The organism is Bradyrhizobium lupini (assembly GCF_040939785.1).
Lineage (GTDB): Bacteria > Pseudomonadota > Alphaproteobacteria > Rhizobiales > Xanthobacteraceae > Bradyrhizobium > Bradyrhizobium canariense_D.
In genome coordinates, this window is record NZ_CP162553.1 from 5123537 (window position 1) to 5141118 (window position 17582).

Genomic DNA, 17582 nt, shown 5'->3' on the forward strand with positions numbered 1-17582 from the left:
CAGATCGAATTGAAAAACGCGGCGGAAACGCCGCGTTTTTTGTTGGTGATGGTGATTTGCGGGTGGTGCCAACTCAGCGCCCCGTCATTGCGAGCGCAGCGAAGAAATCCAGAATAGATCCGCGGTGACAGTCTGGATTTGCTTCACTGCGCTCGCATTGACGATTTTGATGCAGTTGCACTGGAAACTCAGAAGTACGGCAGGCAAAGGTGCCTAAGCGCCGCGCCCACCATCTCTCGCCAATCACGCTAGAAGTGGTGGCACACGCTCTGGAGTTTGCGTCATCACTTCGGCGCCCGCATCGCCAGCCGCAGATTGGATTCAGGAATGCGGCGACATTGCCGGCTCGCCAGACCCTGCCGGACTGCGCAACGCGCCGAACACGACGCCGATGAGAGCGACGATGAGGAGCGGCGATAGTCGTCCCGCCGGAATATACACCGCCGGGCTGAGCAACGGCACCATCCAGATGCCGAGCCCGATCAGCCAGTCGCGAAAGCGTGGAGCATCGATCGATGCGGCAAGCCACAGCACGACGGCGACCGTCAGCAGCGTCGCGTCATAAGGGCCCGAATGCGGGGCTGCCAGCACGGTTGCCGCAAGCAGTACGATCAGCTTGTTGTTGGTACTGAGCGAGGAGCGAAAGACCGCGAACGTTGCCGCCGCGCTCGAAAAGGATCGCGGCCAGCTGAAGGATGGAGGCCAGCCGCTCCGGCAGGCCTAGCAGCATCGCGCAGGCCCACACGCTGTGACCCCAGATGCGGCCATAGGCCAGCCATTTCGCGTCGGGGCTGACCAGATTGTTGTACGCCTGCGGTATCCACCAGAGCCACAATTCGACGCCAAAAATCATGGCACTTGCAGCCGCCAATGCGAATGCCGAGCATGCAGCAGCGCACAGGCTGCCATAGCGGCGCGCCCCCATTAGCGCGAGCGGGACGAGCGGGAAGAATTGCGGCTTGAAACTCAGCAGCCCGAGGATTGCCCCGGCCAGGAGCGGTCGCGGTCCGAGCAGCCTGACGCCCGCGACCAGCAGTGCGGCAACGAGAAAGGCGCATTGTCCATCGGCCAGGTTGAGAGATGCCGATGGCGAGACCAGCACGGCCGCGATGATGTAGGGCGTCAGTTGCGGCTGATCGGACCGGTTGCGAAGCGCCCAGGCCAGGAAGCCTGCGGTCGCGGCCTGGAATGCGACATAGGAGCCGATGAAGCCAAGCGGCGCGAATGGCAGCAGCAGAACGAGGAAGCCGGGCGGATAGAACCATGGACGGAACTCCAGAGGCACCGTGAGCCATGATGCGAACGACTGGTTGAGATAGGCCGTGAACGCGTCACCATCGGTGACCAGCGCAAGATTGCCGGCGAGCAACGATCTGACGGCGCCGTAAAACACCATCCAGTCGGTGCCGGGAGCGACGTGGTTCAGCCCGATCCAACCGGGATGGGTGAAGGTGGAGATCAGGACGCCCCAGGCGAAGAGCGTTGCGATCGAAAACGCTGGCAGCATCACGAGAGGAATTCCGATCCAGCGGCGCGATGGACCGGATATCGGCTGCTGAGCTGACGCGCTCACTTGACGGCTTCCCTCGAGGACTCCGCTTCCGGCATCGCGCCGGCCTCTGTGCCGCCGGTTCGCACGTGGATCACGGCGATGTTGTCCGCGTAGAGCCGCTTCCAGCCCTTGATGTGGTCCAGCACCTGGGCGGCCGGTGCGTCCGCGACCATGAGCGTGGCGTCGATCTGGTACGCGTCGAGCAGCCGCGTCAGACTGTCGAGCTTCTTGAGCTCCACGGCCTTGAAGACGTCCATGGCGAAGGTTTCGCCGTAGAGCTCGGCGCGGCCGTCGATGAAGACCGGGATGTCACGCGAGATCAGATAGCCGCCGAACTGGTAGGCGTTGAAGATGCGTTGCGCCTTGCGTTTCTCGAGCAGATCGACGGCGGCGACCGGTGTCTGATCCATCGTGAAGGTGAAGCGGTGATGCGCCATGTAGAGTGAGGTCGAGGTCCAGCCTGCGGCCACGATCATCAGCGCGCCGGTCGCGGTGACGTAACGGGCAGCCCAACTCTCGCCGCCCTGCGTGCCAGGCTGCGGCAGCGCAGACCGTTCGCCGAGGGGCTTGGCCAGCACCAGCGGCACCAGGAAGGCGAAGGCCTCGATGCTCCTGACGTGGGTGAGCGCCATCCAGGTCAGAAGCAGGATCAGAAGAATACGCGGGGGCGAGAGCGTCAGGCCGCGATACAGCCCGATCGCAATCAGGCCGAACAGCGCGCCTTCGAATGCGTTGAAGGAGGCGAAGTTCGCGGGCGCCCACTCGGAGATGATCGTCAGCAGCTCGCCCAGATTGAGGATGTTGATCGCGCCGAGCAATGTGCGCCAGCCATAAGGCGTGACGCAGCTTGCGGCGAGTGCCGCAACACCGAACAGGAACCAGCGCGACAGCAGTCGGACCTGCTTGCCGGACTCCATGCCCCAGAGCGCCACAAATGACATCGGGCCGATCAGGGCCAGGCCCAGCACGAAGCCGCCATGCAGGTTCGACCACAGGGACATCAGCGGCAGCCAGTACCATGACGGGGCGCCCTTGCGGTCGGCTGCGGCCATCAATACGCCGACCCACGCGATCATCACGGGCAGCGCCAGCATGTGTGGCCGCGCCAGAACGTGGTGCAGCGACAGCAACAGCGCGAACATCGCGAACAGAACCGCTCGCGGAATTTCCAGATGGGCCTCGAGCAGGCCGACCAGCATCGCCGCCGACAATGCGACCGCAAGCGCGGTGAGGATCACCGGGCCGGCCCAATCCCATTGCGCATAGGAGAGGGCGAACAGGACCTGCGACAGCCATGAGGTCGAAACCCAGGGCGCCCCCGGACGGGTGAAGGAATAGAAGTCCGTGTAGGGAAGCGCCTGGTGATCGAGGATCCATTGTCCGATCTTGATCTGCCAGAGCGAGTCGGAGTCCTGAAGCAGCGTGTCGCCGACATACACGAAGAAGAGATAGGCGCCCGCACCGACGCACAGCGGCACCAGGGCTCGCGCACGACCCTGCACCGTGATGCTGTTGGCAAAGGAAAGGGACATGCCGCCTCGTCGTCCTGGTGTTTTTGTCGTTGTGCCGAGCGATCGACATTGGACCACGGCGGTCATAATTCCGGGTAAACCGGTGAGGCGGGGCCGGCTTGATGTCTCGACAATTTAACGGATCGTTTTAGATTTCGGTTTACCATCGACGCATACACGCAAACCGCTCTGTGTTTCCGCAGTCGAATTAACTGCGGCGCAATTCTTTGCCTCTACGTTCGGTTCCATGGTCAAGCGGCGCTGGGAAGCCCAAAAGACCAGATCAGTTGTAGCCTCGTGTACTCATTTGGAGCTCTTTATGAAGAACCTCGTTGCGCGTTTTGCGAAAGATGAATCCGGCGCCACCGCTATTGAATACGGTCTGATCGCCGCCGGCATTGCGCTGGCGATCATCACTGTCGTCAATAACCTGGGCACCACGTTGAACGCCAAGTTCACCTCGATCTCGAGCAGCCTCAAGTAACGCTGTACGAATCGCGAATTCAAAGAGCCCCTTGACGGGGCTCTTTTCTTTTGGCGGACGATTTCCGGATCTGAGAAGTCGTGAAGCTGTAGCAAGCTTGTAGGGCGGCAAAGCGTCTGCCGCGGCTCCGAAGCGCAGGCGTTCCCACCGTCGAGAACATTGAACATTGAAAGTTACCGGCGGGCACGCCGCTACGCGCGGACCCTAGGGCAACTTGTCGGCTGTCATTCCGCGAGGCCGGGCTGCCAGACCGCCGACGGCGCAGGCGCGGCAGACGTTTGCTGCGCGCGGCGGTGCCATTCGAGATAGAATTTCGCCGCCCAGATCGACGCTGCGGCGACTGCGATTCCGCCGGCGACGTCGATGACGTAATGCGCGCCGATCACCGGTGTTGCCGCAATCATCAGCAGATTGAGCGCAGCCGCGATGCCGCCGAGGCCGCGCACCGGCCACAGCGCCCACATGTAGAGCACGGCGGATGCGGCGTGGAAGCTCGGAAACGAGACAATGCCGGCGAGGAAGAACAACTGGAGCTCGTGCAGGCTACCGTCGCGAAGCGCGAGGATGTCGCGCAACTGCCCGGCATAGACCGCGGTGTTGATTTCGGGAAAATGCGCGGCGGACAGCTGCAGCCCCCAATAGGTGCCGATCGCGGGCACGACGGCGGAGATCGCGATGGTGACTGCGAGCGCGAGGCTCATCGCGAGCATGAACAATTGCAGCCGCATATAGTGCGCCGTCAGTGCCAGCACGACGGGAATGCCGAGCAGCGGCAATTTGATCAGCCCATATCCGCGAGCCAGGCAGTCCGCGAGCCAGGGATGGTCGTTGACGTATCGCGCGATCGGTTCAGGATCGAGGCCGAGTGCACGGTCGATCGCAAGCAGCGCCTGGTCCTGCAGCGGCCAGTTCAGCTTGGCCGCGACATAGCTGAGCGGTCCGACGATGGCGCAGGTGAGAATGATCTGTCCGATCGTTCCGAGCGAAAACAGCAGCTTCGGGTCAGCAAGCTCGCCTTTGACGATGCGATGGCCATAGGCCAGCGCGAGCAAGACTGCAGCAACTGCCAGCGTCACCCAATAGGCGACTGGTTCGAGGCTCAGGCCGGTGAAGGCGAGGCCCAGCGCCAGCAGGCTGCCCATGGCTGCGATGGGAAGCCAGTTCAGGTGGAAGAGCTGCCAGGCGGTCCGGGCATCCGTGTCGACCATGCTGCACCGAGGTGGGATCGCGATACCGCAGCACAGTCGCGGAGCAGGTTTAAGATGGCGGTAACGATCGTGGTTACCCCTTCACCAAAGCAGTTCGCGACGTTTTTAGCTGTTTGAGCTCGCGTTTTTTTTTGCGTGACGCTTCATGCATTTGCACCTTGTCATCCACTCTGAATAGTTGTTCAGTCCTTGCGGGGCGATTTGCGATATCAGTGACGAAGCGTTCGGCCGCAGGGCGTGCGACCGGCGTGTGGGACAGGAAGCGCGCCATGGTTTATCGGCGGACGCATCAAGTGGTGAAGCGCCTTGCGGCCCGGCGCAGTGCGATACTGGCGGCGGCGCGGGAGGCGGCGGCGGAAGGCGGGATGGCGGCGGTGCAGATTGCGCCAGTCGCGGTTCGCGCCGGCGTCGCTGCGGGTACGGTCTACCGCTACTTCCCCTCCAAGGCCGATTTGATCTCCGAGTTGATTGCCGAAGTCTCCCGCGACGAGCTCACGGCGATCCGGCGAGCCGCCGATGCCGCGCCGGGGCCGTCCTCGGCGCTGGCGGCGGCGGTCACCACCGTGGCTGTCCATACCCTGTCACAGCGCAGGCTCGCCTGGGGCATCCTGGCCGAGCCGGTCGATGTCGATGTCAGCGCTTCACGTCTCGCCAGTCGGCGCGAGATCGCGGGCGAGATGGCCTCGCGGATCGACGCCGCCGTGCGCGCCGGCCACCTGCCGGCGCAGGACACGGCCCTTGCTGCCACCGCGCTGCTCGGCGCGCTGCACGAGGCCCTGGTCGGACCGCTCGCGCCGGACAATCTCGACGATCCCGCCAGGATGCGCGATGCCGTGCAGACCGTGACGCTGCTGGCGCTCCGCGCGGTCGGCGTCATGGACGCCCGCGCCAGGGGCTCGTCGTGCAGCAGACGCTGCTGCCGACGGCGAAAGCGCTGGTTGGGGCCTAAAACGTCATCCTGATCGACCGGCGGACCTGATCGCGCCCAGGCCGTTGCTCGAGCTCGCCTTTTCAAAAAACCTCAGCACATCCGCCGGACTCGCCGGCTACTGTGCATGGGGTTGTTTTCGACATTTTTTGTTTGCCGGGTGCCGGCGGAGCTAGATATTCGCTTCGCCCTCGGGGCCGACCGAGGCGATGCGCACCATGTTGGTGGTGCCGGGGATGCCGAGCGGCACGCCGGCGACGATGATCACGCGCTGGCCCGCCCGGACGAAGCCGTCGCGGAACGCGATCTGGCCGGCGCGGCTCACCATGTCGTCCTGGTCGCGCGCATCTTCTGCCACCACGCAATGTATGCCCCAGACGACCGACAGCCGGCGTCCCGCCGCGACGTTCGGCGTGATCGCCACGATCGGCGGCTTCGGCCGCTCGCGCGCCACGCGCACGGCGGTCGATCCCGAACTGGTCCAGCAGATCAGGGCCGGCAGGTCGAGCGTCTCGGCGATCTGCCGCGCAGCGTCCGCGATGGCATCGCCGGCGGTGGCTTCCGGGGCCGGGCGCTGTGCGGTGATGACGGAGCGATAAATCGGGTCGCGCTCGACCTCCTCGCCGATGCGATTCATGGTCGAGACGGCCTCGACCGGGAATTTGCCGGCCGCCGATTCCGCCGACAGCATGATGGCGTCGGCACCTTCGTAGACGGCGGTGGCGACGTCGGAGACCTCGGCGCGGGTCGGCACCGGCGACTGGATCATCGATTCCAGCATCTGGGTCGCGATCACCACCGGCTTGCCGGCGCGCCGCGCCATGCGCGTCATCTGCTTCTGCAGGCTCGGCACGCGTTCCAGCGGCAGCTCGACGCCGAGGTCGCCGCGCGCCACCATCAGGGCGTCGGAGGCGTCGATGATGTCGGCGAGGCGATCGATCGCCTGCGGCTTCTCGATCTTGGCCATCACCGCCGCACGGCCGCGGATCATCTTCTTGGCCTCGAGCACGTCGTCGGCGCGCTGCACGAAGGACAGCGCGATCCAGTCGACGCCGGTGACCAGCGCCGCTTCGAGATCGGCGCGGTCCTTCGGCGTCATCGCCGAGACCGGCAGGTCGGTGTCGGGCAGGCTGACGCCTTTGCGGTCGGACATCCGGCCGCCGACCACGACGCGCGTCACCGCGTGCTCCTTCGAGGTCTCCTCGGCGATCAGCCGCACCTTGCCGTCGTCGAGCAGCAGCGCGTGGCCCGGCCGCAGCGCGGCCAGGATCTCCGGATGCGGGAGCTGGACGCGGGTGGTGTCGCCCGGCGCCTTGTCGGAATCGAGCGTGAAGGTCTGGCCATTCTGGAGCTGGACCGCGCCTTCGGCGAAGGCACCGAGCCGGAGCTTTGGCCCCTGGAGATCGACCAGAATGCCGATCGGCCTTCCATAGCTGCTCTCGACGTTGCGGATCGTCGCCACCAGCTCGCGCATCTTGTCATGCGGGGTGTGGCTCATGTTGATGCGGAAGAGGTCGGCGCCGGCCTCGAACAGGCGGCGGATCATCGCGAGGTCCGAAGAAGCGGGTCCAAGGGTCGCGAGAATCTTGATACGGCGAAGACGCCTCATGGCTTATTTCCAGACGGGGGCGAGGGAGCTGGCGGGAGGCCAGGCGCGGCGGGGGGCGTACCACCGGGCGGGCCATTGGGCAAACCCGGGACCCCCGGGCCAACAGGGCCGGGGAGGCCTGGCACGCGCTGCTGCTTTGACGGCTGTTCGTTGGCATCGGTGAGCTGCACCGTCCAGGCCCGCTGCTCGCCGGTATCGACCTCGAAATAGCCGGTCCGGTCATAGCCGCGCGCAAGGCAATCCTCGGTGCCGCGGATGGTGAACTCCTTATCGCGCGAGCACATGAAAGCCTGGCCCGACCATTCGCCGCCGCGGTCATAGTCGATGGCGTAGATGTAATAGAAGCGGGCCACCAGAGTTCCGCGCAGCAGGGTCTCGCAGGAGCGCGACGAGATGTTCCACCAGCCTTCGGTGGTCCAGCCCTCGGCATCCTTGTAGCCGAGCGCGATGCCGACCCGGCTCGATGTGTTGTTGCAGAGCCGGAAATCGGCGGAAGCCGGGCTGGCCCAGAGGTACAGCAGGCCAACCACCAGCACCGGGACCAACCGGGCGAGCAGGCGAAGGCGGGAGCGGGGAGATTCGGCGATCATTGTCGCGGAAGCTATATCAGATCATTGACGATTTGGCGTAGGGCCCAGGAACTGCCTGAAGCCGGCTTCGCGCCCGTTTGCGCCGCGATATGGCAAAATCTGTGACAGGCCCCACCTGATCTCGTAAGGGTGACCCATCCAGGTCACAGCCAATTCGCAAAGCCGAGGGATCCAGCCATGGCAATTGACGACAAAACCAGAACGGAACTCGAGGCTGCCGCTTTCCGGCGCCTGGTCGATCATTTGAAGACGCGGACGGACGTCCAGAACATCGACCTGATGAACCTCGCAGGCTTCTGCCGCAACTGCCTGTCCAACTGGCTCAAGGACGCCGCCGACGCCCAAGGCGTCGCCTTGAGCAAGGATGAGAGCCGGGAAGCCGTCTATGGCATGCCCTATGAGGCCTGGAAGTCGAAATACCAGGGCGCGGCCACGCCTGAGCAGCTCGATGCCATGAAGAAGGTTCATCCGGGGCACTGAACGGCCTCGCCGGCAGCCTGATATGCGGTGCCTTTGAGTCGCATCACACAACCGCTTTCTTCGACACGCCGCAGGAAGGTGTGGGCGCGCTGTGGACGAGCGCGATGCTGCCTTGAACGCGAGAGGTCCGAACCCTAAGGGTCTAACCAGCACGCGCGGTGAGGATGCCGGCGTCACCTCGTTTTGCCAGTTCCATTGGGAGTACCAAGATGGCCACCTCCGCCGCCGTCCGCGACGACGAGCCCGCGACGAAATTTGCCAAGGACCAGCTCAAGTCCATCATCGAGCGCATCGAGCGGTTGGAGGAAGAGAAGAAGGCGATCTCCGACGACATCCGCGACGTATTCGCCGAGGCCAAGGGCAACGGCTACGACGTCAAGGCGCTGCGCACCATCGTGCGCATGCGCAAGCAGGACCCGAACGAGCGCGCCGAGGCCGAGACGATCCTTGAGACCTACATGCAAGCACTGGGGATGATCTGAGCTATCGGTGTCGTCCTGGCTTTCGCCAGGGCGACACCATGCCGATCGAAGGAGACCGCGGTGACTGCGCCGCCGCTGCCGCGCGAGGTAAGCCGTGCCTACGATGCTTTTCCGGCGTCGATCGGCAAGCGGCTGCTTTGGGTACGCGAGCTGATCTTCGCGGCCGCCGCGGCGCATGAAGGCATCGGCCGTCTTACCGAAACGTTGAAATGGGGCGAGCCTGCTTATCTGACCGAAGAGACCGGCAGTGGCAGCACGATCCGGCTCGGCCGCCTGAAGGACTCCGCGCACGCCGCGATTCTGTTCAACTGCAAGACGACGCTGGTCGATACCTTTCGTGAACGCTTTCCCGATCAGTTCGAATATCGGCAGACCAGGGCGTTGCTGTTGCCGGTGTCGGGCAAGCTGCCGAAGCAGGACCTATCGGTCTGCCTGTTGCTGGCGTTGACGTATCATCTGGATCGACGGAGGAAGCGTTAGCGGCGCGCGAAGACGTCAGCGCAGCGAAGCCGTCCGTACGACGAAGGACGTCGTCTCGAGTTTGGCGGTGGCGGTGCCCGAGAAACTGTCGCAGGACAGGCCCTGCATCGGATCGTCGGCAAAACCCATGGCGATCACGGACTGCGGCTTGACGAAGTAGGCGCGCATTGCGGCGGTGTCGAGCTCGCCCATCAGCGTGACCGACATCGCGCGGCTGGCGCTCGGCGACAGCATCACGATCTTGAGCCAGATGCTTTCGCCCTTGGCTGCGGAGAGCCGGGTCGCGGTTGCGACCATGCCGTCGATGCGCTTGCCGACCACCGTGTTGATCTCGGTCGCGGGCGCAACGTTGCGCGATGCGGCGGCGGGACGGGCGGAGCGCGGGATCGGCGCAGAGGCGGCGACGACATTGGCGCGGTCGACCGGGGAGGCGGACGCCGGCGCGTAGGCCAGCGCCTGATAGGCGGCGCTGGACACGCTCGCGGTCGGCTGCGGATCGGTGGCGGCGGCAAGCGCCTGCCGTGCCTTCAGCGCAGCAATTTGGGCCGGCGTCGCCTGCTGCGGCGCAGTCGGGGTATCCCAGAAGCCGCGGGCATTGATGATGTCGGCGGGGGTCTCGGGCTTGGCGTCAGCAGATTTGCCGGCGGCCGGCTTGTCAGCCACGGGGGCCGGCTTCGGCTTGGCAAGCGCGACGATCTGCGCATCGGCCGAGGCGAGCTGGATCGTCGCCGCGACTGACGGCTTGGCGCGCGGCGTCGGCACCGGATCGGCCGGCTTGGTCGCGGCGGCGACCACGGTCGGCGCGACAGTCTTCGCGGACGGGGCGGGCGCGCCCTCGTCATCCTCGTCGTTGCTCGCCGCGGCCGGAGCCGACTTGCCCTTGAACAGGGCGGCAAAGAAATTCGACTTGCTGCCGGAATCCTCGCCGCTGCCGCGCCGCTCGATCTCTGCCTTGGCGAGCTCATAACCCTTCAACGGCGTGCCGTCGGTCGGGAGGTGGACGGTGCGTCCGTCCGGGAAGACCCGGGCGAGCTGGTCATGCGTCATGCGCGGCCAGTGCCGGATGCTGCCGGTGTCGAGATGTACGAACGGCGAGCCGGAGGTCGGGTAGAAGCCGACGCCGCCGCGCTGGAGGCGCAGGCCGGCGAAGCGGATCTGCTCCAGCGGCACGTTCGGGATGTAGAAGTCCATCGCATGCCCCAGCATGTGCTGGCTGAAGCGCGCCACGCCGGAGGAGCGGCGGCGGAGCATGGAGTTGGTCGCGGGCGAGCGGTAGGCGGAGATGATCTGGATCGGCTGCTTGCCGTCGACGTCGCGGTAGACTTCCCAGAGGATGTCGAAGAGGTGACGGTCCATGACCGTCTCGTCCTGGCTGCGCCAGTCGCGCAGGAAGTGGTTGAGCTGCTTCAGCGCCGCTTCGTCGTAGCGTCCGTCGCGCTTGAAGGTGACGGTGAGGTCTTCGCCGGAATGGGTGTGGTGGAAGGAGAGCGTCTTGGTCTCGTTGAGCGCGGCGGCGTTGTGAACTGAACCCGCGGCAGCAAGCAGCAATACGGCAGCGAGGCCGATCTGGATCCGGCCTTCACTCCCGCATGGGACAACGACAGCACAGCGAATTGGCGTGCGATTCCAGTCAGCACGTTAGAGCCCACCCAGTCGACGAGCGTTCAAAATGGACTCTCCCGCTAACCCCGTTAGCGCGCGAAAGAGGATGAACGCTTTGTTAAAGCGAGAAGGTTAATTCGAGGTTGACCTTCCCGCCCCCAAACCAAGTCAGATCGCGAACCTAACCGGGTGAGTGTGGCAAAAAAAACGCCCGCTGCCTGAGGTCAGGTGGAGAATGGTTAACGTTAAGCGACCCCATCCAGAGGATGAGGTCGCTGATTTTACTGCAGAATTTCAGGAAATCAGGCGCCGGGCGGCCTGGCTCAGCGGGTGAATACCCGCTGCTGCTGCGGCCGGCGGCCGACCGGGGCCGGCGGCGGGGTGGGCGCTCCGAACAGCCGCTCGAAGAAATTCGGCCCGGACGAGCCGCCGTTGTTGGCCGCCAACACCCCGTTCGGCAGTGTCGTCGCCGGGCGTGAATAGCTCGGCTGGGAGTGCGCGACGACGTTCTCGAGATCCTTGCCGCGACCGTTCTTCAGGATGTTGATCATGGTCGCGTCGCGGCCATAGACGTCCTTGCGGAATTGCAGCTTGCCGCCATCGTCCACGAATGCGGTCTGATAGGTGATGTTGACCGGGATCGGGGTCGGGAATTTCAGGTCGATCTCGCTCTTGCCGTACATGCTGCGGATGCGTTCCGGCGTGTACTTCTCGTTCGGCATCGCGATGTTGAGCAGGACCGAGGCGTACTGATCCGGGTTCTGCACGCGCATGCAGCCGTGGCTGAAGGCGCGTTCGTCCCGGGCGAACAGGTTCTTGTCCGGCGTGTCGTGCTGATAGACCAGGAACTTGTTGGGGAAATTGAAGCGGATGCGGCCGAGCGCGTTGGCTTCACCGGGCGGCTGCGAGATGTGCACCGAACCATCGCGGTTCTGTTCGAGCTTGAGGCCCATGCGCTGGAGCACTGTCGGGTCCTGCTGAAGCGCCGGCAGATATTCGTTGTAGACGATCGACGGCGGCACGTTCCAGGTCGGATTGACCGTGATGTACTTCATCGTCTCGGTGAGCAGCGGGGTCGCATGCGTGCCGGGCTTGCCGGTGACGACGCGGGTGGTCCAGACCTGTTGGCCGCGCTGCATCACCTTCAACGTGTAGTCGGGAATGTTGAGGATGACATAGGCATCGCCCAGCGAGGGCGCGCCCAGGTCGCGCGGCAGCCAGCGCCAGCGCTCCATGTTCACCAGCACCACGTCGATCTGCTTGTCGCGCTTCGGGGCGTTGATCGCCCTCACCGTCTTGTCGTCGAGGATGCCGGTCGCCTTGAGCTCGGCGCTGTTCTGGAATTTGCGCACGGCTTCGGCGACCGCCGCGTCATAGCGGGTGTCGCTGGCGTTCTCGGTGATGCCGAGCTTGGCGCGCAGCTGCGGCACGCGCGGATCTTCAACGACGATTTCAGCCTGCTTCTTGCCGGCCGGGGTGTATTTCAGTGCCGGACCATCGGCGATCTCGATCACCGGGCCGTTGCCCTGGCCGCGGAGCTCCGCGAGCTTCGCCTTCAGCTCCTTGTAAAGTTTTTGCGGCGGATTGTAGCTGTCGAGCGCCGCGGAGGCGTCCGCCGCGGTCGTGACCTTGGCGAGCACCTCGTTCGGATCGACCGGATGCTCGGGATAGAGGATGTCGCCGCTGACCTGCGACCAGTGCATGCGGCCGCTCTGGGCCTGGCGCGCATAGTCGAACATGCTGGCGGTGAGCTTGAGCTCGGCATCGGCGAGCGTATCGGGTGTCGTGGCGGCCGCGAAGTCCGGCACCGGGTAATCGGCGGGATTGAGACCGTCGGACGCCGCGTCCTTCAGCCGTGCGATCACGCCCTTGGCCGCAGCGGTCAGGCTGCCGCCCTGGCTCCAGACCGGCGCGAAGTCGCGTGCACCGTAGAACTTCTCGATCGCAGCGCGTTCGTTCTTACGGTCGAGATAGCGCGAGGCCTTTGCGCCAATGATGTCCTTGAGCTTGTCGGCGACCGGCTGGTCGGCCGCGGGAACGTTGCTCGCGGCCCTCACCGGCTCCGAGGCCGGAGCCGCAGCGGTGGCGGGCGCGGCCGGCGTTGGGATCGCCGTGTCGGCCTTGGCAGGTTCGGTCTTGGCAGGTTCAGTCTTCGCCGTCTCGCTCTTCGTCGCCTCGGCGGCGGGCGTGGTGGCGACGTCGGAAGGCTTGGTCTCGACCTTGTCCGGCGCGGGGGCGGATTCGGCCTTCAGGGGTTCCTTGGCGGGCTCCTTAGCAGGGTCCACCACCGTGGCGGTGGTGTCGAGCTTGATGTCTGATGCGGTCGGGGGCGGGACGTTTGCGGGTTCGGGGGCGCGGGATGGCGGCTTCGATCGCGAGCTCGGCAGCGCTGCTGTGCGCCTGATCCTGCGCCAGGGCTGAGCTGGCCGATACCGTGAGGAAGGTCGCCGCGACCGTGATCAAGACACGGTCAAAGCCTGCACGGTGGTTCAAACAGTCACGCATTGTGTCGCACCCCTCGGGTGAACTGTCCCCCGTGGAACAGCTTCGTTATCGCCTATTGAGCTTCGGCTAAACCGCGCCGGCCTCTCGAAAGTTGCACGCCTGCACGCAACGATTCCTACGCAGACGAATCTTACGCGGACGATATACAGGCCCCGATTTCGCAGCCAGCGCTACCCGGGACAACTCACGACAAACTGACTTCAAGCACGCCTCTTGGCAACGGATTGTGCGCTTCTGCCACGCGCTTTTCCCTGTGTCTGTCACTTCCAAGTCACGGTTCAAATCGCAGTCGAATTCCGTCGTCATACGAACGGCTTACAGTCGTATCGCTCCGCCCGGACGAACCGCCGTTCGCGTCCGGCTCAGTGCGTCTCCTCACCGCTTTTGCCGCCATGGCCGGGAACTCCGGCTTCATCGAGTTTGCGGTAGAGGGTGGACCGGCCGATTTTGAGGCGGCGGGCGACCTCCGACATCTGCCCGCGGTAATGCGAGATCGCGAAACGGATGATCTCGTTCTCAATGTCTTCCAGCGGCCGGACGTCGCCGGTCGCGGTCAGCATTGAGAGGGCACCCGCCATGGGCAGCGGCGCGATCGGTATTTCATTACCTGACACCACGGAGGGGGCCGCGATCGGCTCCAGCATCAGCGGCGCGGTCGGAATGTCTGTTCCCGGATGCGGCTGCGAGGCGATCAGAGGGAAGTCGTCGAGGCCAAGCTGGTCGCCCTCGCTCATCACCACGGCGCGATAGACCGCGTTTTCGAGCTGGCGAATGTTGCCGGGCCAATCGAGCTGGGCAAGGTGCGCAACGGCCTCGCCGCTGATGCCGGTGATGGGGCGGTTCTCCTCGGCGGCAAAGCGCGCCAGGAAATGCCTGAGCAGATGCGGAATGTCCTCGCGCCGGGCGCGCAGCGATGGGATCGTCAGCGGCAGCACGTGCAGGCGATAGAACAAGTCTTCCCGGAAGTGGCCCTGCTTGACCCGCTCGAGCAGCCTGCGGTTGGTCGCCGAGATGATGCGGACGTCGACCTTCACGGGTTTGCGGCCGCCGACCGCCTCGACCGCGCCTTCCTGGAGCGCGCGAAGCAGCTTGACCTGCGCGCTCAGCGGCAGCTCGCTGACCTCGTCCAGGAACAGCGTGCCGCCATGAGCTTCGACGAACTTGCCGGTGTGGCGTTCGGTGGCGCCGGTGAAGGCACCCTTCTCGTGACCGAACAGAATGGATTCGACGAGGTTGTCGGGGATCGCGCCGCAATTGACCGCGACGAACGGCTTGGCCTTGCGCTCGCCGCTGCCATGAATGGCACGCGCGAACATCTCCTTGCCGACGCCGGACTCGCCCTCGATCAGCACCGGGATCGAGGAGTTTGTTGCTTTCTGCGCCGCGCGCATCACGCCCGCCATCGCCTCGGCGCGTGTGATGATGTCGGAGAAGGTCAGCCGGCCTTCGCGGCTGTGACGGATGCGCTGCAGTTCGCCCTTGAGCGCGGACGAATTGAGCGCGTTGCGAAGCGAGACCTGGAGCCGCTCCAGGCCGACCGGCTTGACCACGAAGTCGGCCGCACCCGCGCGCATCGCCGAGATCACATTGTCGATGCCGCCATGGGCCGTCTGCACGATGACGGGGATGCTGAGACCCGCTTCGCGGATTTTCGCCAGCACGCCCATGCCGTCGAGGCCGGGCATCACGAGATCGAGGATGACGCCGTCGATGGCCGCGTCGGGGGCGGTGAGGGCGGCGATCGCCGCATCGCCGGAGTCCACCACGATCGTCTCATAGCCGCATTTCTGCACCATGTTTTCGACCAGCCGGCGGGCTACAGCGTCGTCGTCGGCGATCAAAATACTGGCAGCCATGGTGTTCCCCGCACGCTACTACTATCTGTCTCGAATCGGGGCACTCTGGCCGAAGCCGATTAACGCACTGTTAAATCCTGATGCCCCCGCCCGCCGTCGCGATTGTTGAACACAGGTTTCCCACACAATGAATTCGAGCTCCAAGCTTGCACTCAAAAAGTCTGCTCTCAAAAAGTCTGCTCTCCGCAAACCAGGCACCAAGCAATCGGTCATCAAGGCAAAGTCCTCCAGACCTTCACCCGCAAAGCCTGCGAGCAAGACCGGCAAGCTTCCGGAGTGGAACCTCGCCGACCTCTATTCCGGGATCGATGCGCCGGAAGTGGCGCGCGATCTCGCAAAGATGGATGCCGATTGCGTCGCGTTCGAGACGGACTACAAGGGCAAGCTCGCAACAGGAACAGCAAAGGAAGATGGCGGAAAATGGCTCGCAGAAGCCGTGCGACGCTATGAGGCGATCGACGACCTCGCCGGCCGGCTCGGCTCGTACGCTGGCCTCGTTCATGCCGGCGACAGCGTGGACCCCAAGATTTCAAAGTTTTACGGCGACGTTTCCGAGCGCCTGACGGCGGCATCGACGCATCTGCTGTTCTTCGCGCTCGAGCTCAACCGGATCGATGACGATATTTTGAACCGCGCGATGCAGGCCACCGAGCTCGCGCACTACCGTCCCTGGATCGAGGATCTACGCAAGGAGAAACCGTACCAGCTCGAGGACAAGCTCGAGCAGCTCTTCCTGGAGAAGGCGCAGACCGGCTATTCCGCCTTCAATCGGCTGTTCGACCAGACCATTTCGAGCCTGCGCTTCAAGGTCGGGCCCAAGGAGCTCGCGATCGAGCCGACGCTCAATCTGTTGCAGGACCGCGACGGCGCCAAGCGCAAGGCCGCGGCAGAGGCGCTCGCAAAGACCTTCAAGGCCAATGAGCGCACCTTTGCGCTGATCACCAACACTTTGGCCAAAGACAAGGACATCTCCGATAGCTGGCGCGGCTTCAAGGACGTCGCAGATTCCCGGCACCTGAACAACCGCGTCGAGCGCGAGGTGGTGGATGCGCTGGTCGCCTCGGTGCGCGCAGCCTATCCAAAATTGTCGCATCGCTACTACGCGCTGAAGGCACGCTGGTTCGGCAGGAAGCGCCTGGCCTATTGGGACCGCAACGCGCCGCTGCCTTTTGCTGCGACCGACGTGATCGGCTGGGGCGATGCGAGAAACATGGTGCTCTCCGCCTATCGCGGCTTCTCGCCCAAGATGGCTGATATCGCCGAGCGCTTCTTTGCCGACCGCTGGATCGACGCGCCGGTACGTCCGGGCAAGGCGCCGGGGGCCTTCTCGCATCCGACCACGCCGTCCGCGCACCCCTACGTGCTGATGAACTACCAGGGCAAGCCGCGCGACGTGATGACGCTCGCCCATGAGCTCGGCCATGGCGTGCATCAGGTGCTGGCGGCCAGGAACGGCGCGTTGATGGCGCCGACGCCGCTGACGCTGGCGGAGACCGCGAGCGTGTTCGGCGAGATGCTGACCTTCCGGCGGCTGCTGGCGCAGACCAGGAGCGCAAGGCAGCGCCAGGCGCTGCTCGCCGGCAAGGTCGAGGACATGATCAACACCGTGGTGCGGCAGATCGCGTTCTATTCCTTCGAGCGCGCGGTCCACACCGAACGCAAGAACGGCGAGCTCACCGCGACGCGGCTCGGCGAGATCTGGCTCTCGGTGCAGGGCGAGAGCCTTGGTCCGGCAATCGAGATCAAAGCGGGCTACGAGAACTACTGGATGTACATCCCGCACTTCATCCATTCGCCGTTCTACGTCTACGCCTATGCATTCGGCGATTGTCTCGTGAACTCGCTCTACGCCGTCTACGAGAACGCGGCCGAAGGCTTTGCCGAGCGCTATCTCGACATGCTCGCCGCCGGCGGCACCAAGCATTATTCCGAACTGCTGCGGCCGTTCGGGCTCGATGCCAAGGATCCAAAGTTCTGGGACGGCGGCCTGAGCGTCATCGCCGGCATGATCGACGAACTGGAAGCGATGGGCTGAGCCGAACCGCCTTCAGCGCTGCAGCGAGCAGGTCGGGTCGGCCGTCCGAGTGTCCCGTTGTTCCGACAACGGGGGAGGCGGGTTGTAAAGATCCCGCCATGCACATTGAACGTTTGTGCCCGGGACCGGACTAATTCTTGCAGGCGGGTTCGACCTGCAATGCAATCTGTGATCGTTGATCGTCGCGTGTGCTCGGCCAGGGAGGCGAACATGGCCAGGATCAGTGCCCCAGACCCCAAGGTGGAGCCGCCACGGGCTGT

At 64.5% G+C, this 17582-nt stretch carries 13 protein-coding genes and 3 pseudogenes; 6 read left to right on the forward strand and 10 right to left on the reverse strand.

All coding sequences use genetic code 11. The features are described 5' to 3' along the window. Positions 1–321 precede the first annotated feature (321 nt). From AB3L03_RS24310 to AB3L03_RS24320, 3 genes are all read right to left on the reverse strand, one after another. Positions 322–591: a hypothetical protein gene (locus AB3L03_RS24310; protein ID WP_368507140.1), complete on the reverse strand. Its 270-nt coding sequence runs from the start codon at positions 589–591 to the stop codon at positions 322–324. Then, positions 560–1507, reverse strand: a complete 948-nt coding sequence (locus tag AB3L03_RS24315; RefSeq protein ID WP_368509071.1) for a glycosyltransferase family 87 protein — start codon at positions 1505–1507, stop codon at positions 560–562. Before AB3L03_RS24315 ends, AB3L03_RS24310 begins: the two co-directional genes overlap by 32 nt. A 62-nt stretch (positions 1508–1569) precedes the next feature. Then, positions 1570–3084 (reverse strand): hypothetical protein, encoded by a 1515-nt coding sequence (locus tag AB3L03_RS24320; protein ID WP_085359463.1) that lies wholly within the window; start codon positions 3082–3084, stop codon positions 1570–1572. A 298-nt stretch (positions 3085–3382) separates the two neighbouring features. Here AB3L03_RS24320 and AB3L03_RS24325 point away from each other — a divergent pair, with 298 nt between their 5' ends. Then, entirely contained in the window at positions 3383–3547 is a 165-nt protein-coding gene (locus AB3L03_RS24325; protein WP_007614256.1) for a Flp family type IVb pilin, read from the forward strand. A 224-nt stretch (positions 3548–3771) separates the two neighbouring features. Here the strand turns inward: AB3L03_RS24325 and AB3L03_RS24330 are convergent, their stop codons facing one another. Together AB3L03_RS24330 and AB3L03_RS24335 are read right to left on the reverse strand one after the other, a co-directional pair. Then, positions 3772–4755, reverse strand: coding sequence for a phosphatase PAP2 family protein (locus tag AB3L03_RS24330; protein WP_085359461.1), 984 nt, complete (start codon positions 4753–4755; stop codon positions 3772–3774). 73 nt (positions 4756–4828) lie between these two features. Then, the gene (locus tag AB3L03_RS24335) at positions 4829–5026 is read right to left on the reverse strand and encodes a hypothetical protein (protein ID WP_143273098.1); all 198 of its coding nucleotides are present in this window, start codon (positions 5024–5026) and stop codon (positions 4829–4831) included. On the opposite strand from AB3L03_RS24335, the pseudogene AB3L03_RS24340 reads away from it, so the two are divergent. Next, positions 5025–5704: pseudogene (locus AB3L03_RS24340) on the forward strand (helix-turn-helix domain-containing protein). The gene AB3L03_RS24335 and the pseudogene AB3L03_RS24340 sit on opposite strands and share 2 nt — an antisense overlap. A gap of 151 nt (positions 5705–5855) precedes the next feature. On the opposite strand, the gene pyk reads toward AB3L03_RS24340, so the two are convergent. Continuing rightward, positions 5856–7292, reverse strand: coding sequence for a pyruvate kinase (gene pyk / locus AB3L03_RS24345; RefSeq protein WP_026232597.1), 1437 nt, complete (start codon positions 7290–7292; stop codon positions 5856–5858). Beyond that, positions 7289–7882, reverse strand: coding sequence for a DUF1036 domain-containing protein (locus tag AB3L03_RS24350; RefSeq protein WP_018453803.1), 594 nt, complete (start codon positions 7880–7882; stop codon positions 7289–7291). Before AB3L03_RS24350 ends, pyk begins: the two co-directional genes overlap by 4 nt. A gap of 177 nt (positions 7883–8059) precedes the next feature. On the opposite strand from AB3L03_RS24350, the gene AB3L03_RS24355 reads away from it, so the two are divergent. From AB3L03_RS24355 to AB3L03_RS24365, 3 genes are all read left to right on the forward strand, one after another. After that, complete coding sequence (locus AB3L03_RS24355) at positions 8060–8362, forward strand: DUF1244 domain-containing protein (protein WP_007596287.1); 303 nt, start codon at positions 8060–8062, stop codon at positions 8360–8362. Between the two features lie 209 nt (positions 8363–8571). Next, complete coding sequence (locus AB3L03_RS24360; protein ID WP_007596286.1) at positions 8572–8844, forward strand: DUF2312 domain-containing protein; 273 nt, start codon at positions 8572–8574, stop codon at positions 8842–8844. A 60-nt stretch (positions 8845–8904) separates the two neighbouring features. Next, complete coding sequence (locus tag AB3L03_RS24365) at positions 8905–9324, forward strand: hypothetical protein (protein WP_018453805.1); 420 nt, start codon at positions 8905–8907, stop codon at positions 9322–9324. A gap of 15 nt (positions 9325–9339) precedes the next feature. Here AB3L03_RS24365 and AB3L03_RS24370 read toward each other — a convergent pair. The 3 genes and pseudogenes from AB3L03_RS24370 to AB3L03_RS24380 form a co-directional block, all read right to left on the reverse strand. Further along, a pseudogene (locus AB3L03_RS24370) lies at positions 9340–10973 on the reverse strand (DUF882 domain-containing protein). Positions 10974–11249: 276 nt separating this feature from the next. Then, a pseudogene (locus AB3L03_RS24375) lies at positions 11250–13431 on the reverse strand (L,D-transpeptidase family protein). A gap of 362 nt (positions 13432–13793) precedes the next feature. After that, positions 13794–15287, reverse strand: coding sequence for a sigma-54 dependent transcriptional regulator (locus AB3L03_RS24380; protein WP_018453808.1), 1494 nt, complete (start codon positions 15285–15287; stop codon positions 13794–13796). A gap of 127 nt (positions 15288–15414) precedes the next feature. On the opposite strand from AB3L03_RS24380, the gene AB3L03_RS24385 reads away from it, so the two are divergent. Beyond that, positions 15415–17322 carry a M3 family oligoendopeptidase gene (locus AB3L03_RS24385; protein WP_018453809.1) on the forward strand — a complete coding sequence of 636 codons (1908 nt, stop codon included), beginning with the start codon at positions 15415–15417 and terminating at the stop codon, positions 17320–17322. The last annotated feature ends 260 nt before the right edge of the window (positions 17323–17582 follow it).

Coding starts and splice junctions, on each gene's coding strand:
- AB3L03_RS24315 (WP_368509071.1), bottom strand. CDS start 1,507: ATGCTGCCAGCGTTTTCGATCGCAACGCTCTTCGCCTGGGGCGTCCTG.
- AB3L03_RS24320 (WP_085359463.1), bottom strand. CDS start 3,084: ATGTCCCTTTCCTTTGCCAACAGCATCACGGTGCAGGGTCGTGCGCGA.
- AB3L03_RS24325 (WP_007614256.1), top strand. CDS start 3,383: ATGAAGAACCTCGTTGCGCGTTTTGCGAAAGATGAATCCGGCGCCACC.
- AB3L03_RS24330 (WP_085359461.1), bottom strand. CDS start 4,755: ATGGTCGACACGGATGCCCGGACCGCCTGGCAGCTCTTCCACCTGAAC.
- AB3L03_RS24335 (WP_143273098.1), bottom strand. CDS start 5,026: ATGGCGCGCTTCCTGTCCCACACGCCGGTCGCACGCCCTGCGGCCGAA.
- pyk (WP_026232597.1), bottom strand. CDS start 7,292: ATGAGGCGTCTTCGCCGTATCAAGATTCTCGCGACCCTTGGACCCGCT.
- AB3L03_RS24350 (WP_018453803.1), bottom strand. CDS start 7,882: ATGATCGCCGAATCTCCCCGCTCCCGCCTTCGCCTGCTCGCCCGGTTG.
- AB3L03_RS24355 (WP_007596287.1), top strand. CDS start 8,060: ATGGCAATTGACGACAAAACCAGAACGGAACTCGAGGCTGCCGCTTTC.
- AB3L03_RS24360 (WP_007596286.1), top strand. CDS start 8,572: ATGGCCACCTCCGCCGCCGTCCGCGACGACGAGCCCGCGACGAAATTT.
- AB3L03_RS24380 (WP_018453808.1), bottom strand. CDS start 15,287: ATGGCTGCCAGTATTTTGATCGCCGACGACGACGCTGTAGCCCGCCGG.
- AB3L03_RS24385 (WP_018453809.1), top strand. CDS start 15,415: ATGAATTCGAGCTCCAAGCTTGCACTCAAAAAGTCTGCTCTCAAAAAG.